17 protein-coding genes and 1 pseudogene are annotated in these 18,737 nt (G+C 61.7%); 16 read left to right on the plus strand and 2 right to left on the minus strand.

The annotated features are described in order from the left end of the window. Positions 1-194 precede the first annotated feature (194 nt). Positions 195-5,756, minus strand: coding sequence for a sacsin N-terminal ATP-binding-like domain-containing protein (locus O4H62_RS06080; RefSeq protein WP_269386232.1), 5,562 nt, complete (start codon positions 5,754-5,756; stop codon positions 195-197). A gap of 579 nt (positions 5,757-6,335) precedes the next feature. Here O4H62_RS06080 and O4H62_RS06085 point away from each other — a divergent pair. From O4H62_RS06085 to O4H62_RS06095, 3 genes are all read left to right on the plus strand, one after another. After that, complete coding sequence (locus O4H62_RS06085) at positions 6,336-6,503, plus strand: hypothetical protein (RefSeq protein WP_269386233.1); 168 nt, start codon at positions 6,336-6,338, stop codon at positions 6,501-6,503. Between the two features lie 117 nt (positions 6,504-6,620). Continuing rightward, entirely contained in the window at positions 6,621-7,061 is a 441-nt protein-coding gene (locus O4H62_RS06090) for a hypothetical protein (RefSeq protein ID WP_269386234.1), read from the plus strand. A gap of 583 nt (positions 7,062-7,644) precedes the next feature. Then, positions 7,645-7,965, plus strand: coding sequence for a DUF736 domain-containing protein (locus tag O4H62_RS06095; protein ID WP_269386235.1), 321 nt, complete (start codon positions 7,645-7,647; stop codon positions 7,963-7,965). 96 nt (positions 7,966-8,061) lie between these two features. Here the strand turns inward: O4H62_RS06095 and O4H62_RS06100 are convergent, their stop codons facing one another. Then, entirely contained in the window at positions 8,062-8,280 is a 219-nt protein-coding gene (locus tag O4H62_RS06100) for a helix-turn-helix domain-containing protein (RefSeq protein WP_269386236.1), read from the minus strand. Positions 8,281-8,545: 265 nt separating this feature from the next. Here O4H62_RS06100 and O4H62_RS06105 point away from each other — a divergent pair, with 265 nt between their 5' ends. The 13 genes and pseudogenes from O4H62_RS06105 to O4H62_RS06165 all read left to right on the plus strand — a co-directional run. Then, positions 8,546-8,809, plus strand: coding sequence for a DNA -binding domain-containing protein (locus O4H62_RS06105; protein ID WP_269386237.1), 264 nt, complete (start codon positions 8,546-8,548; stop codon positions 8,807-8,809). Positions 8,810-8,929: 120 nt separating this feature from the next. Then, positions 8,930-9,691 (plus strand): DNA -binding domain-containing protein, encoded by a 762-nt coding sequence (locus O4H62_RS06110; protein ID WP_269386238.1) that lies wholly within the window; start codon positions 8,930-8,932, stop codon positions 9,689-9,691. A gap of 117 nt (positions 9,692-9,808) precedes the next feature. Next, the gene (locus O4H62_RS06115) at positions 9,809-10,084 is read left to right on the plus strand and encodes a helix-turn-helix transcriptional regulator (RefSeq protein WP_269386239.1); all 276 of its coding nucleotides are present in this window, start codon (positions 9,809-9,811) and stop codon (positions 10,082-10,084) included. A gap of 9 nt (positions 10,085-10,093) precedes the next feature. Next, on the plus strand, positions 10,094-11,206 hold the full coding sequence (locus tag O4H62_RS06120) for a replication initiator protein A (RefSeq protein WP_269386240.1): 1,113 nt from the start codon (positions 10,094-10,096) through the stop codon (positions 11,204-11,206). Further along, positions 11,203-11,841, plus strand: coding sequence for a ParA family partition ATPase (parA, locus tag O4H62_RS06125; RefSeq protein WP_269386241.1), 639 nt, complete (start codon positions 11,203-11,205; stop codon positions 11,839-11,841). The genes O4H62_RS06120 and parA overlap by 4 nt, the downstream gene beginning before the upstream one ends. Next, positions 11,838-12,080, plus strand: a complete 243-nt coding sequence (locus tag O4H62_RS06130; RefSeq protein WP_269386242.1) for a ribbon-helix-helix protein — start codon at positions 11,838-11,840, stop codon at positions 12,078-12,080. The genes parA and O4H62_RS06130 overlap by 4 nt, the downstream gene beginning before the upstream one ends. Further along, positions 12,077-12,598: a DUF2840 domain-containing protein gene (locus O4H62_RS06135; protein WP_269386243.1), complete on the plus strand. Its 522-nt coding sequence runs from the start codon at positions 12,077-12,079 to the stop codon at positions 12,596-12,598. The genes O4H62_RS06130 and O4H62_RS06135 overlap by 4 nt, the downstream gene beginning before the upstream one ends. Beyond that, complete coding sequence (locus tag O4H62_RS06140; RefSeq protein WP_269386244.1) at positions 12,595-13,140, plus strand: S26 family signal peptidase; 546 nt, start codon at positions 12,595-12,597, stop codon at positions 13,138-13,140. Before O4H62_RS06135 ends, O4H62_RS06140 begins: the two co-directional genes overlap by 4 nt. Before the next feature lie 56 nt (positions 13,141-13,196). Further along, positions 13,197-13,532 (plus strand): DUF736 domain-containing protein, encoded by a 336-nt coding sequence (locus O4H62_RS06145; protein WP_269386245.1) that lies wholly within the window; start codon positions 13,197-13,199, stop codon positions 13,530-13,532. A gap of 151 nt (positions 13,533-13,683) precedes the next feature. Further along, positions 13,684-14,322, plus strand: a complete 639-nt coding sequence (locus O4H62_RS06150) for a lytic transglycosylase domain-containing protein (protein ID WP_430538379.1) — start codon at positions 13,684-13,686, stop codon at positions 14,320-14,322. A 250-nt stretch (positions 14,323-14,572) separates the two neighbouring features. After that, the gene (locus O4H62_RS06155) at positions 14,573-16,333 is read left to right on the plus strand and encodes a relaxase/mobilization nuclease domain-containing protein (RefSeq protein WP_269386247.1); all 1,761 of its coding nucleotides are present in this window, start codon (positions 14,573-14,575) and stop codon (positions 16,331-16,333) included. Positions 16,334-16,812: 479 nt separating this feature from the next. Then, positions 16,813-17,457: an SOS response-associated peptidase gene (locus O4H62_RS06160; RefSeq protein ID WP_269386248.1), complete on the plus strand. Its 645-nt coding sequence runs from the start codon at positions 16,813-16,815 to the stop codon at positions 17,455-17,457. Positions 17,458-17,857: 400 nt separating this feature from the next. Continuing rightward, positions 17,858-18,666: pseudogene (locus tag O4H62_RS06165) on the plus strand (IS3 family transposase); the annotation flags it as partial. Positions 18,667-18,737: the final 71 nt, after the last annotated feature.

The raw sequence follows: 18,737 nt of genomic DNA on the forward strand, positions 1-18,737 counted from the left end.
AGGTCGCCGTCGGAATCCGCGAAGGGGTCGGCCTGATTTAACGCGAGTGCGCTTTATGAATTGTCGGCTAGTGGGCAATTAAGTTGTTAGGCTGAAAGGCCGGAGTGAGGGCGCCTTGCGATCCGGCAATCCTAGGCCAACTTCTGCTTCTAACCTCCGGTTGGCTTTAATCGGCTACGTCGCAACAGCTCGCATTAGCGACGTCTGCCGAACGCGTAGCGGATGCTGTCACCGACAATATTGAGAACGCCATCAGCGTCCGGTCCGAGCGGGTTTGGGAGGATGTCGATCGTCGTCGTGCCGGTCTGTCCGATATTGGCGACATAGGCGATCACGTACCGCTCGGCCGATCTTGACCGCGCGACTTCGCGTGCACGGCGAACCTCAGTCTCCCCTAACTCAAACTGGCAGGGGTCCTCAGTGCTCGCCTTTACCTCGATGTACCATGTCTGCTTATTGAAGCTGATGCAGAAATCGTAACCGAGAGTGTCACTGCCCTCGCGACCGTTGAATGTGGTGCCGTTACTCGAAACCCAGCAGCGGTCTATGTCCTGGCCGGGTTGCCGCGACTTCAGCCAATGGTAGACGGTCAGCTCGCCGATCCGACCGATCATGTCCTTCTTTTCTTGCGGGATCCCGCTATAGGCCCCACCACTCCCGCGGCCTCTAGAGCCGCGACGCCTTCTGCGTGCCTCCTCGGCAGGTGCGAGGTCGGCAAACATGCCGATTGGCCGGTTCAACAATTTTCTGGACAGGCCTTGGGATATCTCCTCAGACAGCTTCAGCCAGTCGACCGCCTGCGGATCACGCAGATCGCCGTTTAAGCGCACCGACCGCGCTTCGCTATCACGGCGCTTGCGCTCCTCGCGCGCCTTCAGCGCCTCCGCTTCGATCTCCGTCCCCGCGACGCCAAGCTCAGCGCGGTCGAGGGTACGGGCCATGTCCGTCGGCCAGACTCCCAGCCGCGCGAACCAGATCAGGAGTTCGGCCTCGGCCCAGGTGCGGCAGTCGAACGCACCAGCTTCATCCAGCCGCCGCCGCAGCTCGGTCTCCGCCTGGCCCGGGTCGCGCCACAGCTCGTGGACCTTCGCCGATTTCTGAACGCCCCAGGCTCTGACCAGCGGCTGCGCTCTCCGCGTCACTTGTTTAAGCGTCGCTGCGTTCACAGTTCGCACGGTCGCCACTTCGGCCAGTCCGTGCAGATTTCCCCCCCTTGGTGGGGCTCCGTTGGCCACCAGCCATTTCGCGACGTGTTCGGCCAGTAGTTCATCGGGGATCCGCTCGTACCGATGGAGCCAGTCCGGGTCTGGCCGCAGGTTGGACAGCGCCTCGCAGGCGGCCGTGTAGCGCGAGTCCGGCTCGAACCCGAGGATGGTCGGTGCCACCATGTTCCTCAGCGCATCGGTGATCGAGATTCGGTTGTCCTCTACGAAATACTCAAGCTGCGACGCCTGCGCGGCCGGGTCGACGTCCGGTGGGCTACCGGTAGAGACAAGGCTCGTGTTGAACTCCGCAAAATCCAGATCGAGCCTCTCGCGCAGCTCGCCAGTTGAGAAGCTGATCTTCGCGGCCGCGACGATCTCCTCCGGCGCGGTCGCGTCGGAAGGCAGAGCCGAGCGCAGCAGGTCGATTAATGCAGCACGATCCTCGGTCGCGGCCAGTTCGCCTTGCAACCATCGCTCGAACGCCGACTCTCCGCCCAATTGAAAGACGATCGCTCGGAACCAGTGCAGCTGGCGGTCGATCCTTTCGCCGAGGGACTCCCTCGCGACCTGAGTCGCCTGTTCGCTCAGCTCAAGCATCCGACATAGGCGGAGCAGATCCTCCTGCCCCGTCGGCCTATCGTCGACGGCGACGCCCTCAAACGCGAGCTGCCGGGTCAACAGCTTCATATGAGGTACGACGGCCGAATGCTGGATCGCTTCGCCGATCGCGGGCAGCGCCGCCTCCACCTGCGACCAGGTCAGGCCGCCCTCGCCGATGAGGATAACGAGTGGCTCGCCCTCGGTGCGCTCGAATTGGTAGGCCGGCCGCGATGTCGGCGGGGTCACGTCACGTCCCTCGAGCATGAACCTAACGTCAATCTTCTGCTGCAGCTCAATGCGGTCGAGGGCCTGGACGATACCCGACCTATCCGACGGCAAGCGGTTGATATCCATGCTGTCTAAGGCCCCGAGCGCAACAGCTAGCATCGGGCGCAGCCATGGGCACCGCTCCACCAGTCTGGGCCCAACTGGCAATTCCTCCAACGCAGCGCCATCGACTTGGATGGCGTAGGCTAGTTGGGAGGTGCGGTGGATACGTTCGCCGTACAGCCTCTGCAGCAATACTCCCAAGCGACCCTGCTCGGCCGAGCGGATTTCGACCAGCGGGTCGCCGATCACTTCAACGAGGCTCGCCGCGATTGAATCCGCACTGTCGCGGACGTAAACTGTCTCGGCATCGCTCCCGAGGACCTTCGCAACCCCCAGCTGACCACGCCGCCGGACCAGTAGCTGGGCCGGTGCTTTGCCCGTCGGCAGGGCGGCCTCGGGCGTCCCGTGCTGCTCAGCTAACCGAATCCAGCAGCGGCTGTAAATGTTCATGAGCTCGCGTTCGTAGAAGCGCCTGACGCAGCCATCCGCGAACTGCTCGGCCAGGAAGCCGGCCTGCTCGAGCAGAGAGTCGTTCGCGTTGAAAGTTCGGAACTCCGCGTGCTTGCGCAAATTGTCGAGCGCACCGTCGGCTGCACGGTCAAGGGCCCGCCCCAATTTGTAGGACGGGCGTCGCAGGAACGGTGGATAGCGATCCGTGCTTTTCGACAGCCACACCTCACGCCCCGTGCAGCGCCGCCGCCTCAGGCCATCGTCGCTGGGTTCGTCGCACGGAACCCAAGCAGCAGAACGAAGGAATGCCGCGAGCGGAGTCGGCCAATCGCGATTGTCCGACCGGTGACTGTGCCGGTGCTTTACCACGGTCCATAGGTGTCTGCGCTCGATCCGGCCGATCCAATAGACGATCAACTTCGAATAGGCGTCCAGCGCGTCGTCGCTGAACTCGTCGATATCGGCTTGGCCGGGCATCCACCAGAGCGCGCCTACGTCGTAGTCGGTCGAAGTGGGCAACCCGATCGAAACTCCGGGCCGGCTCTCGATGTCCTTATTGAGCAAAGAGCCGAATGAATCCGGCAGACCGAGATCTTTCAGGAAGTCGAAGTTCGTTACGCGCCACGCCGAGACGTAGTGCTTCAGCTCATCCGTCCGAGGCTCCAGCCCGCGCTGGACTCCTAGACCCGTTAGAAAGTCGGTCCACTCCTCGATGAATCTTGTCCCGAACACCGAGCTGGAGGGCGGAGCGATCCGTCGCGCGCGCACTTCGTCGATGTCCTTCGAGCCGGCAGGCGCAAGCTCAAGGAACTGTTGGAGGTGGTAGCCGAACGTCCGTTCGGGCCATGACGACGAGAACACCGCCTCCGAGGCCTGTACGAACTCGCCGTCGATCGTCGGGACGAACAGGCGGTAGGTGGCGGAGAGCGCCACAGGCCGCTTGATGGCGACGGAACGTCGCCAGATCGCAAAGGCCCAGCGAAGACCTGCGGTCCGGACCTTCTTGGTGCCGTCTCGCTCGACGATCTGAGAGATGCGCGTCAGCAGCGCCTCGCTCTCGAACGGTGTCGCCAAATCCTTCTCGAGGAACTGGCGCGCGGCGGCCAGATCGCCGTACCAGGGGAGCGCGTCATGCAGGAACGCGAAAAACTCCCGGACCGGTGCCGGAGGATAGAAGTCCTCGCCGATGCTCTCCTCGGCGTCGCCGCGACGCGGAGGAACGAAGACCGAGGTCTCACGCGCGCTTCGGCGTCTGCGCCGCTTCGTCCCCTCGCCACCCAGCAGCTCCGCCGGAACGTGCAACCGCCTCGCCCTTAGGCTGCCGTCCTGGCAGATCAAGATCTCCCTCCCGGCAAGCACGGCGGTATTACCGCCCATGAAATCCGGCAGGTCGCGGTAGAAGGCCGTCCACCTGTTCCAATCGGGCTTTCTCAGCTTCGCAATCGCCTTCGCCAGGCTTTCTACGATCTCGGCGCGCTCGGCGGCGGTCATCTGGTCCCTGAAGCGCTCACCGGCATGGAGGCGGAGGAACTCCGCCAACTGCTCTGTCCGGCGCTGCCCTAATCCGGGCCAGAGCGGGGCGACGCCTGCCGAGCGCCCGTGACGCGCAACGACCTCCAGCGAGAAGGACTTGCCGTCCGCGATCGGGCGTCTCGCGGAGGCAGGACTCACCCACGTGATCGGGCCGAATTCTGGCCGCACGAACGCATCGCCGGTCCGGTCGCCGAGGCACGGCACGAAATCCGCATCGCCCAGCCAAGGCGCAGACCAGCGACGCGCGATCTCGGCCGCCATGATCTTGCCGAGATCAACGGCACCCTCGGCGTCTTCATTGTCTTCTCCGTCAGCCTCGAGCAAGCTCGCAGGTGTCCTCCAGATGAGAAGGTCCATTGCCGCCCTCGCGGCGGTAACGGTCGGAACGGTGGTCATCTGGGACGTCGAACCGTGCTCGGCGAGCCATTGCGCTGTCCCAGATGCCAGCCTGACCGCATGCTCCAGCACGAGCGAATTCACCCGGACCGTCGGGTCCAAACTCATGCGGTTCGAATTCGGGAAGAAGCTGCCATGCATGTGGCCTTGGAACGGCGAAGTGGCGCCGCGCCCCATGGGCAGGAAAGTGTATAGACGGGGATTGAAGCTCGGACGGTCCTCGGCGATCGGCACGGCAACCGCCACCTCGCCTGCGCCTTTCCAGCCTTTCCAGTTCTGCGGAAGTGCTCCGGATTCCAAGCCTTCCGCCACCGCCGCCTGCATCTCCGCTTCAGGGATGTCAGCGCGCGCGGCCCAGAACCGACCGTTTTCGCCAAGGTCGACCAGCATCGGGCCGGACTTGCCGGCTAGCGGCTCTTCGTTCCTGCTCAGTCCGAGTTCGAATGCGTCATCCTTTAAGCGCTCGCCGTCGATCCTGGCCTCCAGCGTGCCAACACGCCGCAGGAACAGCAGCATCGGTGCGTCAGCCTTCGCAAGGCCGACCATCTCCGTCCGAACCACATCCAGCGCCGCCTCGTTGCGGATCGGCAGCCGGATCACGGTCGAGAAGCCGCGCTTCGCGAATTTCGCCACCGCGCTCGGCACCTCATCAATCCAGAGCGGGATATAGAACGCAGGCAGGTCCGAGCGCGCCAGCGCGCGTGTTGTCTTATCGGGTAGCAGCGGGTCGAGTTCCGCCCCGCGCGCGAAGGTGAAGCAGTACCCGTCGAAAACGTCGCCCGGACTGCTCTCGACCAGTCGCGAAAATACCTGCGGCGCGTCGGTTACGTGACGTACACTTCGAAAGCCCAGGCCCTTGTTTCCCACAGCCTCGCCGGGCGGCTTGCTCGACAAACCCATATCGCAGAGCGCGTCGACATTCTTCGGCTCGAACGGCTTTCCCCGGTTGGCGACATAGAGCGTGCCGCTTTCACCCTCGTCGCTAGCCAGAAGAATTGCGATCTCGCCGTCTCTGCACTTCGTGTCGTGTGCGTCATGGCCGTTCTGGATCAGCTCGATCAGGAAGCGACCGTGGTAGTCGGCAATTATGTGCTCCGAGAGACTTTGGTTCTGCTTGTGGACAGAATCATAGTACTCGCCGTCTTTGTCGATCGTGCCGAGGAAGCCCGTGATCTTGCGGGTGGCAATCCGCTCGACGTGCGCGCGAGTACCCAGCTGCACGACCTCGCTTGCCTGCGCCATGCCTTTCACGCCTGCCTTGGCCGACTCTACTTCGATGTCGATGGATTTTCCCCCCTCTATGTACAGTGTGCCAATCGCATCGACCCAAGGCAAGCATCATACACGAGCAGCCTGCCATCTTGATTAAACGGCAGGTTTCGGAAATGGCCAAACGGCGCACAGATGGCCGAAATGGGGGCGCTATGCCGTCGAAGCTCGTTGACCCTATGAAGGTCAGCTTTCCCAACGTAGTTGCCCGATACCTGCCAGTCCGTTTTCCACCCCCTTTTGCAGTTGTAATCGAAAGTGAGCAGTCCCGCAGGGGCAGCCGTCAAATGGCAACACATCGGCTATGCTGTGGCGCCAAAGCTATGAGCGGCAATCCCGTCATTGCCCCGGCATGGCGGAAAGCCATCTCCCACTTCCAGTACGCTGATCCCTGGTCCGGCCGAGAGCCTTACGCCATCGACCCGAAACGGGTCCACTACGCGAGCGTGCCGCCTTGAGGCTTCGCCTCAGCGGTGATTTCGGCCCTCGGCCGGACACATCGGGCCCCTGTCGCGCGGAGGATGGTCCCGCCTCCAGACAGGAGCCGGAAAGATGTCCCTCAACGACGCTAACGCCTTCGCCTTCAGGCTCGCCATCACCCTCATGGACGCCATCGTCATCTTCCAGACCGGCGACGGCAGCCTTTGGATCGTTCCCGCCAAGGAATACGATAGCGACACCGCCGCCATCATCCATGAATTCGATCCCTTCCAGCCTTGACGAAGGGAGCGCCGATTTCCGCTCCCGTGACCGCTCAACTTCAGTTATGCTTCACATTGCGCCGTGGTGGTGGTGGAGGGTGCGACCGTCAGACAATTTCTCACGGAGACCACCACCATGATCTTCCTTGGCATCATCTTCGGCGTCGCGGCCATCGGCGTTCTCTGCTGGCTGCTGTTCACGCTTGCTATCTACGCGCTCCCAGCCTTCGCCGGCGTCACCGCCGCCATGTGGGCCTATGACACCGGTGCCGGCTGGCCGGGCGGCATCGCGATCGGCCTGGTCGCGGCCGGGTCGATTTTCGGCGTCGGTCAATTGCTGCTTGCCTTATCGCGGCCGCTGTGGCTGCGCAGCGTCATTGCGCTTGCCTTCGCCGCGCCTGCAGTGATCGCGGGCTATCACGCGACCTATGGCATCGTGAAGCACGCCATGCCGTCGGAGAACTGGCAGATCGCATTTTCCATCGTCGGTGCGATCGCGGTCGGCGTCACGGCATTCCTGCGGATCGCGGCGATGGCCGCGCCCGAGCCGGCCGGACAGGACATGGCGCGGGGCTGAAACCGACAGCCGTTGGGGCATGGCCAGCAAGCCGGCATGGCTGCCATCCCCGATGCTGGAGATGGGCGAAACTAGCCCTCGAAAAGAGATCGCAATGTCAGGCCCGAAATAACGTAAGGCACGTTGAAGCAGAGTTGGACAGGTAGCTGGTCCGCTTCAAAGCCAGTCGACGACGAAGGCGCGGATGGCGTTTCACGAGCAGAGGGTTGGGGGAAGGAAGTACATCGCGATCATCGCAGGACAGGTGGAACGTCATCACCGGCAGCAATCCGTTGACCGGATTCATGCGGCTGCACGGGATCGTCACGTTCTCCCTTGATCTTTTTGTCGGGTCGACCGCTCCAAACGGCCTCTTCAATGGCCTGATCTGACCGAAGGTCGGCTGCGCCTCGATCGCCTATGACGCAACAGCGGCGTCGAACTTTCTTCCCCTGTCGGCTGCGCCGCCCTTCCTCGCGGGACAAGAAAGTCCTCCTTAGCTGTCGGGCCCCTTCGGGGTGCGCCGTCGATCGCCTCCAGCCCATCGATCGCCATCGAGGCCGCAATGGTGCGGGCTCGGAGCTTCAAATCAAGGAGAACTGACATGGCAACCATCGGCACCTTCAAGAAGACCGGCGACGAATACACCGGCGAAATCGTCACCCTCAACGTGCAGGCCAAGAACGTCCGCATTGTCCCGGACACCAACCAGACCAGCGAGAACGCCCCCAGCCACCGCGTCGTAGTCGGTCGCGCCGAGATCGGCGCAGCATGGTCCAAGCAGTCCAACGAGGGCCGCGATTATCTGGGCCTCAAGCTCGACGATCCGAGCTTCACCGCTCCGATCTATGCCAACCTCTTCGACGACGAAGATGGCGGCTTCAGCCTAATCTGGTCCCGCCCCACCCGCCGCAACGGCGAGTAATACGCCAACAACCCCGCCCGGAAATCCGGGCGGGGTTCATTCCTTTTGAGGAACTGGGCCTCGTTCGCCCCTTCCCCATCCCTGCGGTAAAAATCGTCAAACCTGGTCGTCAGGTTCGACCAGTTCGACGTGGTTGACGCCAAGAGCTTGGGCCAATTCATAAAGGCTAATCACGGTCGGATTCCTCCGTCCGCGCTCAAGGCTGCTGAGGTACTGCTGGCTGAAGCCCGAACGTGCTTCGACCTCTTCCTGAGTCAGGCCCTTGTCCCGACGCAGGCGGGCGAAGTTCCGGCCGACCAGTTTGCGCATATCCATGCGCAGGAAGATCGCGATTTACATACTCTAAGTTTATCAACTATAATATGTAAAACCATTACCACAGGGTGTGGATCTTCCATGGCAAGCGTGTGCACACTCCATCCGCACCATTCCACCCAACTTCTACGATGGGTCCAAGCCATCCCGATCCCGAAACTCACCCGTTCTTTCGCTGAACGGATTGCCGAACGGCAGGTGAATGTGTTCAAATTGTGTTAATAAATTATGCGGGATTTTATAACCCGCCGCGATGGGACAGCGCATGGCCAACCTTGACTACCTCGACGAACCGCCTGCGGAAGATCGGATCACAGATTACGATCGCGCGCATTTCAAGACCTATCTCCGGCTCCTCGACGCCGATGCCGAAGGCGCCAACTGGAAGGAAGCCATAGAGATCATCCTTGGGATCGATCCGAACCAGAATGAAGCCCACGCGTTGCATGTTCATTCCTCCCATCTCGCCCGGGCACGCTGGATGACCGAACATGGCTATCGTCATCTCATGGACGGTGACCCGCGGTAACCCATGCCCGCGATGCAGTATCGGCATCACCCCTTGCCCAAATAAAGCCTACCGAAAATGCAATCAGAGCGCGATTTATAACTTCCGAGTATACCTGTCAGCTTTTTTTGGAGGCGTTCCATGGCGGAGGGCGCAGACTGGCGACATGGCGAGGCCTATGAATATGTCGACCAGCTTGACCCCGCAGGTCTTGCCTGGGAGTTCTTGCGTCGTAACCGGAAATACCAAAGCGACTACGAACGCATTCCGAAACACAAGCGAGAAACCGTCAGCGAAAAGCTGACCAGGCTTTGGGGGTTGCGGTTTCCTCGGCTCCCATTCCGTTCCGCTATCGATGCGGATGTTTTCTTCGCCCCACACTTCGACCCCGGTATACTCCTCCTGGCATCGCCATCGCGGGTCCTTGCATCCGACAACCCCGTTCTAACCCTGTCCAACACCGCCAGTCGCAAGGCGCCGGAAGGGCATTATCTTCACATCGAAGCAAGCAATCAGCGGTTCCCGGCCTTGTGTCTCGGTGACCACCTGCCCGCCGGGCCGGTGGCCGCCATCACCTTGCTCGACCAGTTCCTTGAGGATCGCGTGGAAGCGATCCGAAGGTTCGCCGCAGCGCTCCACAACCGGCAATCGGCGCCAGACCTGCGTGTGAACCTATACCGCCGAAACAATTTCCGGCAGATGCTCCGCATCATCGATGCCCGCCGATCCGGAGCCACATACCAGGACATCGCGGAGGTGGTTCTCAACACCGAGCATGTCAGCGCAACGACGTGGAAGACCATGCCCGAGCGCGATACTGTCATGCGTCGCTTCCGCGAGGGCACGAGACTGGTCGAGGGCGCCTATCGTGGCCTCCTGTTCCGCCACCGCCCTTTGACATGAGGGTGCGAAAACGCCGCCACTCCTTCGCACTCCCCCTCGCCCAGACTTCTCCGCCACGGTGCTCCCAACAGGCCGCCGATAACCGGCTGGCACTGGAAGAACCACGGAGGCACGACCATGTCCGCAACGCCAACCGGCTTGCCGCCACGCTATCTCAGAACCCCCGAAGCCGCGCGCTTACTCGGCCTGTCCGGCCGCACCCTTGAAAAGCATAGAACCTACGGAACCGGTCCGGCCTATCGAAAGCTCGGCGGCCGCGTCGTCTACTCGGTCGATGATTTGCAGGCCTGGGCCAACCGTGGCGTCAAGACCTCCACGTCGGATCCCGGCGCCGGCACGGTGCTGCCCGCCAGGCCGCACGTTGACACGCCGGCCGGCTCCAACCGCCGCTGATCTCCCTTCATGGCGCAGTTTCGCACATCGGAAAGAGGCCAGCTCGAACTGTTCCGGGCCTCACCCAGCGATCTCGCGCCCCGCGACGCGCAGGACCTCATGGCCTATCCATTCTTCAGCCTTGCCAAATCACCCCGCACCACACCTATCGATTTTACATCCGGTGCCGTGACAATCCGCGTGGAGGCTGTGCCTGAGCACGGCATGGCCACCATATGGGATGCCGACATCCTGATCTGGGCCGCGAGCCAGATCGTCGAGGCCCGCGACAAGGGATTGCGTACGTCGCGCCTGATGGCGGCGACCCCCTATCAGATCTTAGCCTTCATCGGACGCGGCACCGGCGCACGCGACTATCAGCGTCTGAAGGCCGCGCTCGACCGCCTGCAATCGACAACCGTCGCCACCACCCTGCGGCAGCCGCCTCGCAATCCGCGCGGTCGAACTGTTGACAAGGACGCTGTCGCAAGACGTATGCACCGCTTCTCCTGGATCAATGAATGGACCGAACGCAGCGACGCCCGCGGCAATCCTGACGGCATCGAACTCATCGTCCCGGACTGGTTCTACAGGGCCGTGCTCGACGACGCCCTCGTCCTCACTATCGACCGGGCCTATTTCCGGCTGACCGGTGGGCTCGACCGCTGGCTTTACCGCATCGTGCGCAAACATGGTGGCAAACAAGCTGGCGGCTGGCGCTTCGATTTCCGTCACCTCTATCTCAAGTCGGGCAGCCTCTCGCCCTTCAAACGTTTCGCCTTCGAATTGCGCGCCATCGTCAAGCGGCAACCGCTTCCCGGCTACCGGCTTTTCCTTGAGCTCGATGCACGTCGCACCCTGCTCGCTTTCGAGCCAGTGCCCTGTGGACAGGCTGTGGAAACCGTCGTGCTATCGGGAACCCGCACTCACGTGCCATCGGGAACCGCACCCTCGTGCTATCGGGAACCCGAACCGGGGTTAAGTCCCCGTGAGCAAACCAGAAATCGTTCCCTTAACTTAGAGTCTAACAAAGAATCTAACTTCTTAAGAAGCGGGCACTCTGTGGAAAAACCCAGTCAGAGTGAAGTTCCGAGACCTGTCGCCGGCGCGCTGAGAGGCCGAACGTCCGGAGGTGCGTCATGATCGTGGCACTCCTCAATCAGAAGGGTGGTGTCGGCAAGACCACCCTCGCCCTGCACCTCGCTGGTGAATGGGCGCGGCGCGGAGACCGCGTTACGCTTGTCGATGCCGACCCCCAGGGCTCGTCGCTTGACTGGTCGGAGCAGCGCGCCCGGGAGGGCCTGCCACGGCTCTTCGGCACTATTGGCCTGGCGCGTGACACGCTCCACCGCGAGGCGCCTGAATTGGCCCGCAATGCGGACCACATCGTCATCGACGGGCCGCCCCGCGTCGCCGGGCTGATGCGCTCGGCACTGCTCGCTGCCGACGTCATCCTCATCCCTGTGCAGCCTTCTCCCTTCGACGGCTGGGCCTCCGCCGAGATTCTGCGCCTGATCGAAGAGGCGCGCATATTCCGGCCCCAGCTCGTCGTGCGTTTCGTTCTCAATCGCTGCGCCGCCCGAACCATCATTGCGCGCGAAACCTCCGAGGCATTGGCCGATCAGGATCCGCCAGTGCTGCGCGCGACAATTGGCCAACGTGTCGTCTTCGCCTCGGCCGCACAACTCGGAAGGCTCGCATTCGAGATCGATTGCGACAGTCTGGCCGCTGGCGAAATAACTGCCCTTGCCACCGAAATCGGGAGGCTCGCCCGATGAGTGAGCGTCCCAAACGCGGTTTCGCGGCGCGGCCAAGCGATCCGGAAAATTGGGTCAAATCGGCCAACCGCAGCGAAACCAAACGCCAGGATTTCACAGCACGGCTGACCATCGACGTCACACCCGAACTGCGGGGGCGTATCAAGATCGCGGCCTTCGAACGCGGCGTCACGGTCGCCGACATGTTTCGCGATCTTCTCACCCGCGAGTTCCCGGACATCGAAGGAGACCAGCCATGACCAACAACGAGGACCCTCGCTCGCACGGCGGTCGGATACCCACAATGCGGTCCGCGGAAGCCCACACATGTGTCGAGCTAACCTGGATCGAAAAGCGGATAGAGCACTGGATCCGGTTCGGACACCACGCCGTCGAGCAAAGGCTCGACCGCAAGCGGCGCATCGTCTGCTTTGCACCAGGAACCATATTTTCCTTCGTCCGCTGGGCCGCAAATGACTATGGTACGATCGTCTCGCGCATCGATATCGTCCGCGCCGTCGAACCGGGAATGCCTTATCAGACGCTGCCGTTCGTACGACCGGGCGGCGACATCCTGCTCAAGATCACCGGCTGGCCGAAGGTCGAACGCGTGCTGCAGGCAATAGATGCCGTCGAAGCGCTCAAGATCCATCCCGCCGAAGTCACACCGGACTATTGGCGCCACGTCCACAACCGTCTGACCGCCGGGCATGAACCGCGCAGCTACACCCGCGCACAGCACCATGCCTGGCGCCTCCGACAGAGGACGCACCCATGAAGCGGCGGTTCTACCTCTGCACCTCTGCACTAGCCGTGCTGACAATCGGCACAAACTTGGTCGTTCCCGTCACGCCGAAGCTGATCTGGAACGCATCAGCCAGCGCGCCAGTGGGCCTCTATGCCGTCCGTCCTGCGGACCATCTCGAAGTTCCCGATCTCGTCGTCGTCGCACCGCCGGAACATCTCGCCCACATGCTCGAGCGGCGCGGGTATCTGCCCCTCACCGTGCCTCTCCTGAAGCGGATCGTCGCCCTCCCCGGACAGCGCGTCTGTCGGTACGGCGTCACCATCACCGTCGACGGGATCGAGATGGCTAAGGCGCAACAGAAGGACCGCATCGGCCGTGCCCTCCCCGTCTGGCAGGGCTGTCAGCGCATCGCCGACGGCGAGGTGTTTCTCTTGAATTGGCGGCATCCCGACAGCCTCGACGGACGGTATTTCGGGCCGCTTCCGCAAAGCGCGGTCATCGGCCGCGCCATGCCGCTCCTCACCGATGAGAGGGGAACCGGCCACTACGAGTGGCGCGCACCGGTCCGTTGACCCCCTACCCCAGCATTATCAAACCGTACCCCAACCGCAATCAAAGGACCCAGCCCATGACACAGATTGGTCAATTCACCCGCACCAAGTCCTGCTTCACCGGACGCATCCACACGCTGACGCTTGACCGCGACCTCACCCTTGTTCCGGCCGAACCCTGCGACACCGACAATGCGCCCGACTATCGCATTCACCGTTACGACGGAACCGGCACGGAAGTCGGAGCAGCCTGGAAACGCACCGGCGAGAAGGCCGGAAACTACCTCTCCCTGCAACTTGACGACCCTGCTTTCGATCATCCGATCCGCGCTAATCTGTTCCAGCTCGATGCCGACCAGGACACCTGGACGCTGCATTGGAACCGCCCGCCGAAGCGCGGCGAGAAGGACTGAGAGCATGTCCCGCGTGCGCAAATATTTTGAGGTCGGGAGTGCAACGGGCAGGCTCCGTGCCGCCCGCCCCGGCCCCTTGCTCCTTTCCGGACTGCTGGTGTTAGGAAGCTTGTCAGCCACCTTTCCGGCATACGTTTGGGCCGAGAGCCCTATGCCAAACGAACAGTCCGGCGTCGATCCCAATGCCGCGCATATCGCCGAGGCCTCGCACCGGTTGGGGCTTCCCGAACGCTGGATCCGTGCCGTGATGGCAGCGGAAAGCAATGGGTTTGTCCGCGCGGTTTCGTCCAAAGGCGCGATGGGCCTTATGCAGATCATGCCCGAAACCTGGGTCGAACTGAGCGCCAGATATGGTCTCGATGGCGATCCCTACGATCCGCGCGACAACATTCTCGCGGGCACCGCCTATCTGCGCGAACTCTACGACCGATATGGATCGCCAGGCTTCCTGGCCGCCTACAATGCAGGGCCCGCGCGCTACGACGAATATCTTGCCGATGGTCGTCCGCTACCGGTCGAGACCCGCAACTTCGTCGCCGCACTTACGCCCTATATCTATGCGTCCGGCGCCTCGTTGGCGGCAATCCCACCGCAGATCAACCGCAACGATTGGACACAGGCTCCGCTGTTCATCGCAACGTCGAACGACGGTGTGGCATCCGATTCAGCGTCAACTTCCGTCATACCCAAGACCAAACCAGCCGCACCGTCGGGAGAGCGCGATGAGCGCCTCGCCCCAGACGCAAGCGGGCTGTTCGTCGCACCATCGCGGGCGAGAGAACGCCCATAACGATGCGCGCACAAAGGCGAAGTCTAGCGTGCTTCCGAAAAGATGAAGCGGAATTGCTTGCTGGGCGGGAGAGCACGACCGAAGGAGGGCGAGATAAAAGGGGCGCGCCGGGCGAACCGCAAGTCATTGAAATGACATGGGTTCCGGCGTGCCGGTCGGTCGGGCCGCGTGCCGCTGTCAATGAATTGTCATGTGATTTCAACGATATTTGCAGCACTGCGCCAAAAAACCGGAATGAGGAAGGAGCGCGATGAGCAGCGACGACCGTGACTTCCGTATCCGTCCTGGCCGTATCCGCGACAAACGGGTTCCGCGCCAGAAGGGCTTCATCAATCAGGTGATCCGAGCCGCCAAGAAGTCCGGCCATGTCGTCGGACCAGGCTCCAGGGGCCGGAATTCCGGCTATGGCCGATCGAACTTCGGGCGGGGCCGGACGCGCTTTGCCCGCGCGCGTTTGTTCAGTCCCTCGCGACGAGTCATCGTCAAGGCCCGCGTCGTCCGCCATCGCGGCCGCGCCTTCCGATTGGCCCCGCTCACGGCCCACGTCGCCTATCTCAAGCGCGAGGGCGTCACGCGCGACGGTGAACGCGGCATCATGTGCGATGCGACGACTGATGCCGCCGATGACCTCGCCTTCTCCGAACGGTGCGAGGATGACCGGCATCATTTCCGGTTCATCGTCTCGCCAGAGGACGCCAGCGAGATGCAGGACCTCAAGGCCTTCACCCGTGATTTCGCGCGGCAGATGGAAACCGATCTCGGCACCAGGCTCGACTGGGTCGCTGTCGATCACTGGAACACTGACAACCCACATGTTCATCTTCTCGTTCGTGGTGTCGACGAGACCGGAGGCGATCTCGTGATATCTCGCGACTATATTAGCCGCGGACTGCGGTCACGCTGCGAGGAATTGGTCTCGCTCGAGCTCGGTCCGAAACCCGAACACGAGATCCGTGCCGCGCTCGAAAAGGAAATCACAGCCGAGCGCTGGACCAGCCTCGATAGCGAGATCCGTCTTGCTGCGGACGAGACCGGCTACATCGATCTTCGTCCGGACGTCGGTGACGTGAGTGGCAGAGAGACCCAACATCTGATGATCGGTCGTCTGCAACATCTGGAAAAAATGGGGCTCGCCACATCCGCCGATCCCGGCGAATGGATGGTCGGTCTTGAGGCCGAGCGCAAACTGCGCGATCTCGGCATGCGCGGCGACATCATCAAGACCATACATCGCGCCTTCACCGAACGAGGCCAGGATCGCGGGATCAGTGACTTCTCGATCGACACTGGCGAAGCGGGCTCACTAATCATCGGACGGCTGGTCGACAAGGGACTGCATGACGAACTGACCGGCGAAGCATATGCGGTGATCGATGGCACCGACGGGCGCGCCCACCATGTCCGTTTCCCGGGGATCGAAGCCTTTGAACACGCGCCGCCCTTGGGCGGTATCGTTGAAGTACGCCGGTTCGGTGCGCCTGACGACAGAAGGTCGACCCTAGTTCTGGCGCTGCGCTCCGACTTCGACCTGAGGGCACAGGTCAATGCGCCCGGCGCCACCTGGCTCGATCACCGGCTGGTCGAGCGAACGCCCATGCCGTTATCCAAGGGCGGGTTCGGTGGCGAGGTACGTAACGCCATGGCAGCGCGCGCTGAACAGCTTGCAGGTGAAGGCTTGGCGCGCCGGCAAGGACAGCGCATCATCCTCCAGTGCGATCTACTCAACACGCTACGACAGCGGGAACTAGATGCGGTAGCCGGTAAGCTCGCGGAAGAAGTTGGAATGCCGCATGTAAATGCCGCGGACGGCGAGTACGTCGCAGGTACATATCGTCAACGTCTGACGCTTGCGTCGGGACGCTTCGCGATGATCGAAAACGGTTTGGGTTTCCAACTCGTCCCCTGGTCGCCGTCTCTCGAGAAAAAGCTCGGACAGCAGGTTTCCGGGCTTGCTCGCGGCAAAGGCGGGATTGACTGGAGTTTTGGACAAAGGCGGGGCTTAGACATTTAGATCTGGCAGCCCACAAACAAGGAAAGCTACACTGACCACTCCGGGGCCGGTAGCGGTCTCTCCCCTTGCGGTTTACAAAACGGGTTCGGAGACATTCAGGTGGCAAAGACTTGGCCGCGGAATGGTCAAAGGCAGGGCGTTTTTGACGGACAAGGCGGCTAATAGTGCGTTCTCCCAAAGCCGGCCTGTAGACTTGGAAGCTTCGGTAACCGCTGAGACCTGAGGACCGAAGATGCCCGGCTTCCGAAGTGCCAGACGAAACCGCATCTTTATGGCAGTTGATTGCTTCGGCACCGCTCCATAGAAGTCCGCTCTTCGTGACGCATCACTGGGTCCACCCAGACCATCGCCGGCTGGAGCTCCTTCGGCCCGCACGCCCCTTCACTCGGGCTTTGATCCCACATGATGGGCATCGCGGATACCTTGCCTTTTTATCTCGGTTAAGCTTGGCTTGGCTTGGCTTCCAGGGAGATACGCTTATGTGCAACCTCTACAATCTCACGATAGGACCGCAGGCAATTCTGGAGTTCACCCGGGCAGTGGCGAACGAGGTCGGTAATCTTGAGCCTGGGAAGATTTATCCTGACTACCCAGCGCCAATTGTGCGAAATGGTGATGGCAACAAGCGCGAACTTGTGCGAGCGCGCTGGGGTATGCCGACACCGCCAAAGTTTTTGGAAGGTAAGAAGGTCGACAGGGGCGTCACGAATGTGCGCAATGCATCATCACCGCATTGGCGACGCTGGCTCGGGGTCGAGAGCCGTTGTGTGGTGCCCGCAACAGAGTTCGCTGAACCCGATCCGAAAAGCAAGAAAGATGGGGAGCGGACTCCTAACACCTGGTTTGCGGTGAGCGAAGATCGGCCACTCTTTTTCTTCGCGGGCATATGGACACGCTGGACGAGCGTCCGCAAACTCAAAGAGGGAGAGATAGAGGCAGACTTCTATTCTTTCTTTACGACACAACCCAACGCGATCGTGGAGCCGATCCACAAGAAGGCGATGCCGGTGATTCTGACCACGCCCGAGGACATCGATACATGGCTATCGGCACCGTGGAGCGAAGCGAAAGCGCTACAGCGTCCATTGCCGGACGATAAACTCATGATGGTAGATGTCGCCTGAGTTGTCACCGTCGCTTGACATCTTTGCCTCGCTTCACCTCGTCACCCAGTGGGCGGTTTCCCCATTCCGTCACACTTCTAACTCCTAGCAGACGGCGTATGACAAGGTGCCCATAATCTCCCACAGACGGCGTCTTGATGCGAACATCCATGTAACTGGCTGTGCCGCAACGAGAACAGGCAAAGGGCGGCGCATCCACTGGGCGGGAGGGATTGAGCACCTCGATTAGGTCCGTCGCCAGATAATTTATCAGCCGCCGGCACAAGTTGCATCGTACCACGATGATCTGGCCGTCATTGGCAGCATCCTGCAGCGTGCGGATCGGCTGGGCAGGGTGTGACCTGCCACTGCGAATTTCCTCCAGAATTGATTAGAGTCCGGCCCATCAGAGGACGGACGAATGAAGAAGCAGAGATTTACGGAAGAGCAGATCATCGGTGTGCTGCGTGAGCAGGAGGCTGGGGCAAAGGCGGCTGACCTGTGCCGCAAGCACGGAATTTCAGAAGCGACGTTTTACAACTGGAAGGCCAAATACGGCGGCATGGACGTGTCCGAGGCGAAGCGTCTGAAGGCGCTCGAAGAGGAGAATGCCAAGCTGAAGAAACTGCTGGCCGAGCAGATGTTAGATGTTGCCGCGCTTCGCGAGCTTCTTTCAAAAAAATGGTAGGGCCCGCCGCCCAGCGTGAAGCTGTCACGCATCTGAAGACCGTTATGGGGCTTTCGGAACGGCGGGCCTGCCAGATTATATCCGCTGACCGCAAGATGGTTCGCTACCGATCCTGCCGACCGCCGGACGTCGAGCTGCGATTGAGGCTGCGTGATCTGGCCAATGAGCGCCGGCGTTTCGGATATCGACGGCTGTTCATCTTGCTTCGGCGTGATGGAGAGCCGTCCGGCGTCAATCGCATCTACCGACTGTATCGGGAGGAAGGTCTTTCTGTGCGCAAACGCAAGGCGCGGCGGCGTGCTGTCGGCACGCGTGCGCCGATCCTCGTCGAAGCAAAAGCAAATGCCCGCTGGTCGCTGGATTTCGTCCACGATCAGTTCGCCTGCGGCAGACGCTTCCGCGTGCTCAACATTGTCGACGACGTCACGCGCGAATGCCTGGCGGCGATCCCGGACACGTCGATCTCCGGTCGTCGTGTCGCACGAGAACTGACGACGCTTATTGAACGGCGGGGAAAACCGGGAATGATTGTTTCGGACAACGTCCTATGTCGGGAAATTCTGGCTGCTTAGGTCAGCAGGTCGTGTGGCACCCGGCTGTCCGGATACCGTGA

The sequence above is a fragment of the Parahoeflea alexandrii genome, assembly GCF_027214025.1.
In the GTDB taxonomy this organism is placed as follows: domain Bacteria; phylum Pseudomonadota; class Alphaproteobacteria; order Rhizobiales; family Rhizobiaceae; genus Hoeflea; species Hoeflea alexandrii_A.

Bases quoted from the DNA above. Each gene is read 5' to 3' on its own strand.
- O4H62_RS06115 (WP_269386239.1), top strand. From the start codon at position 9,809: ATGTCCGCAACGCCAACCGGCTTGCCGCCACGCTATCTCAGAACCCCC.
- O4H62_RS06110 (WP_269386238.1), top strand. From the start codon at position 8,930: ATGGCGGAGGGCGCAGACTGGCGACATGGCGAGGCCTATGAATATGTC.
- O4H62_RS06140 (WP_269386244.1), top strand. From the start codon at position 12,595: ATGAAGCGGCGGTTCTACCTCTGCACCTCTGCACTAGCCGTGCTGACA.
- O4H62_RS06105 (WP_269386237.1), top strand. From the start codon at position 8,546: ATGGCCAACCTTGACTACCTCGACGAACCGCCTGCGGAAGATCGGATC.
- O4H62_RS06085 (WP_269386233.1), top strand. From the start codon at position 6,336: ATGTCCCTCAACGACGCTAACGCCTTCGCCTTCAGGCTCGCCATCACC.
- parA (WP_269386241.1), top strand. From the start codon at position 11,203: ATGATCGTGGCACTCCTCAATCAGAAGGGTGGTGTCGGCAAGACCACC.
- O4H62_RS06120 (WP_269386240.1), top strand. From the start codon at position 10,094: ATGGCGCAGTTTCGCACATCGGAAAGAGGCCAGCTCGAACTGTTCCGG.
- O4H62_RS06080 (WP_269386232.1), bottom strand. From the start codon at position 5,756: ATGGCGCAGGCAAGCGAGGTCGTGCAGCTGGGTACTCGCGCGCACGTC.
- O4H62_RS06160 (WP_269386248.1), top strand. From the start codon at position 16,813: ATGTGCAACCTCTACAATCTCACGATAGGACCGCAGGCAATTCTGGAG.
- O4H62_RS06135 (WP_269386243.1), top strand. From the start codon at position 12,077: ATGACCAACAACGAGGACCCTCGCTCGCACGGCGGTCGGATACCCACA.
- O4H62_RS06090 (WP_269386234.1), top strand. From the start codon at position 6,621: ATGATCTTCCTTGGCATCATCTTCGGCGTCGCGGCCATCGGCGTTCTC.
- O4H62_RS06100 (WP_269386236.1), bottom strand. From the start codon at position 8,280: ATGGATATGCGCAAACTGGTCGGCCGGAACTTCGCCCGCCTGCGTCGG.
- O4H62_RS06150 (WP_430538379.1), top strand. From the start codon at position 13,684: ATGCCAAACGAACAGTCCGGCGTCGATCCCAATGCCGCGCATATCGCC.
- O4H62_RS06155 (WP_269386247.1), top strand. From the start codon at position 14,573: ATGAGCAGCGACGACCGTGACTTCCGTATCCGTCCTGGCCGTATCCGC.
- O4H62_RS06095 (WP_269386235.1), top strand. From the start codon at position 7,645: ATGGCAACCATCGGCACCTTCAAGAAGACCGGCGACGAATACACCGGC.
- O4H62_RS06130 (WP_269386242.1), top strand. From the start codon at position 11,838: ATGAGTGAGCGTCCCAAACGCGGTTTCGCGGCGCGGCCAAGCGATCCG.
- O4H62_RS06145 (WP_269386245.1), top strand. From the start codon at position 13,197: ATGACACAGATTGGTCAATTCACCCGCACCAAGTCCTGCTTCACCGGA.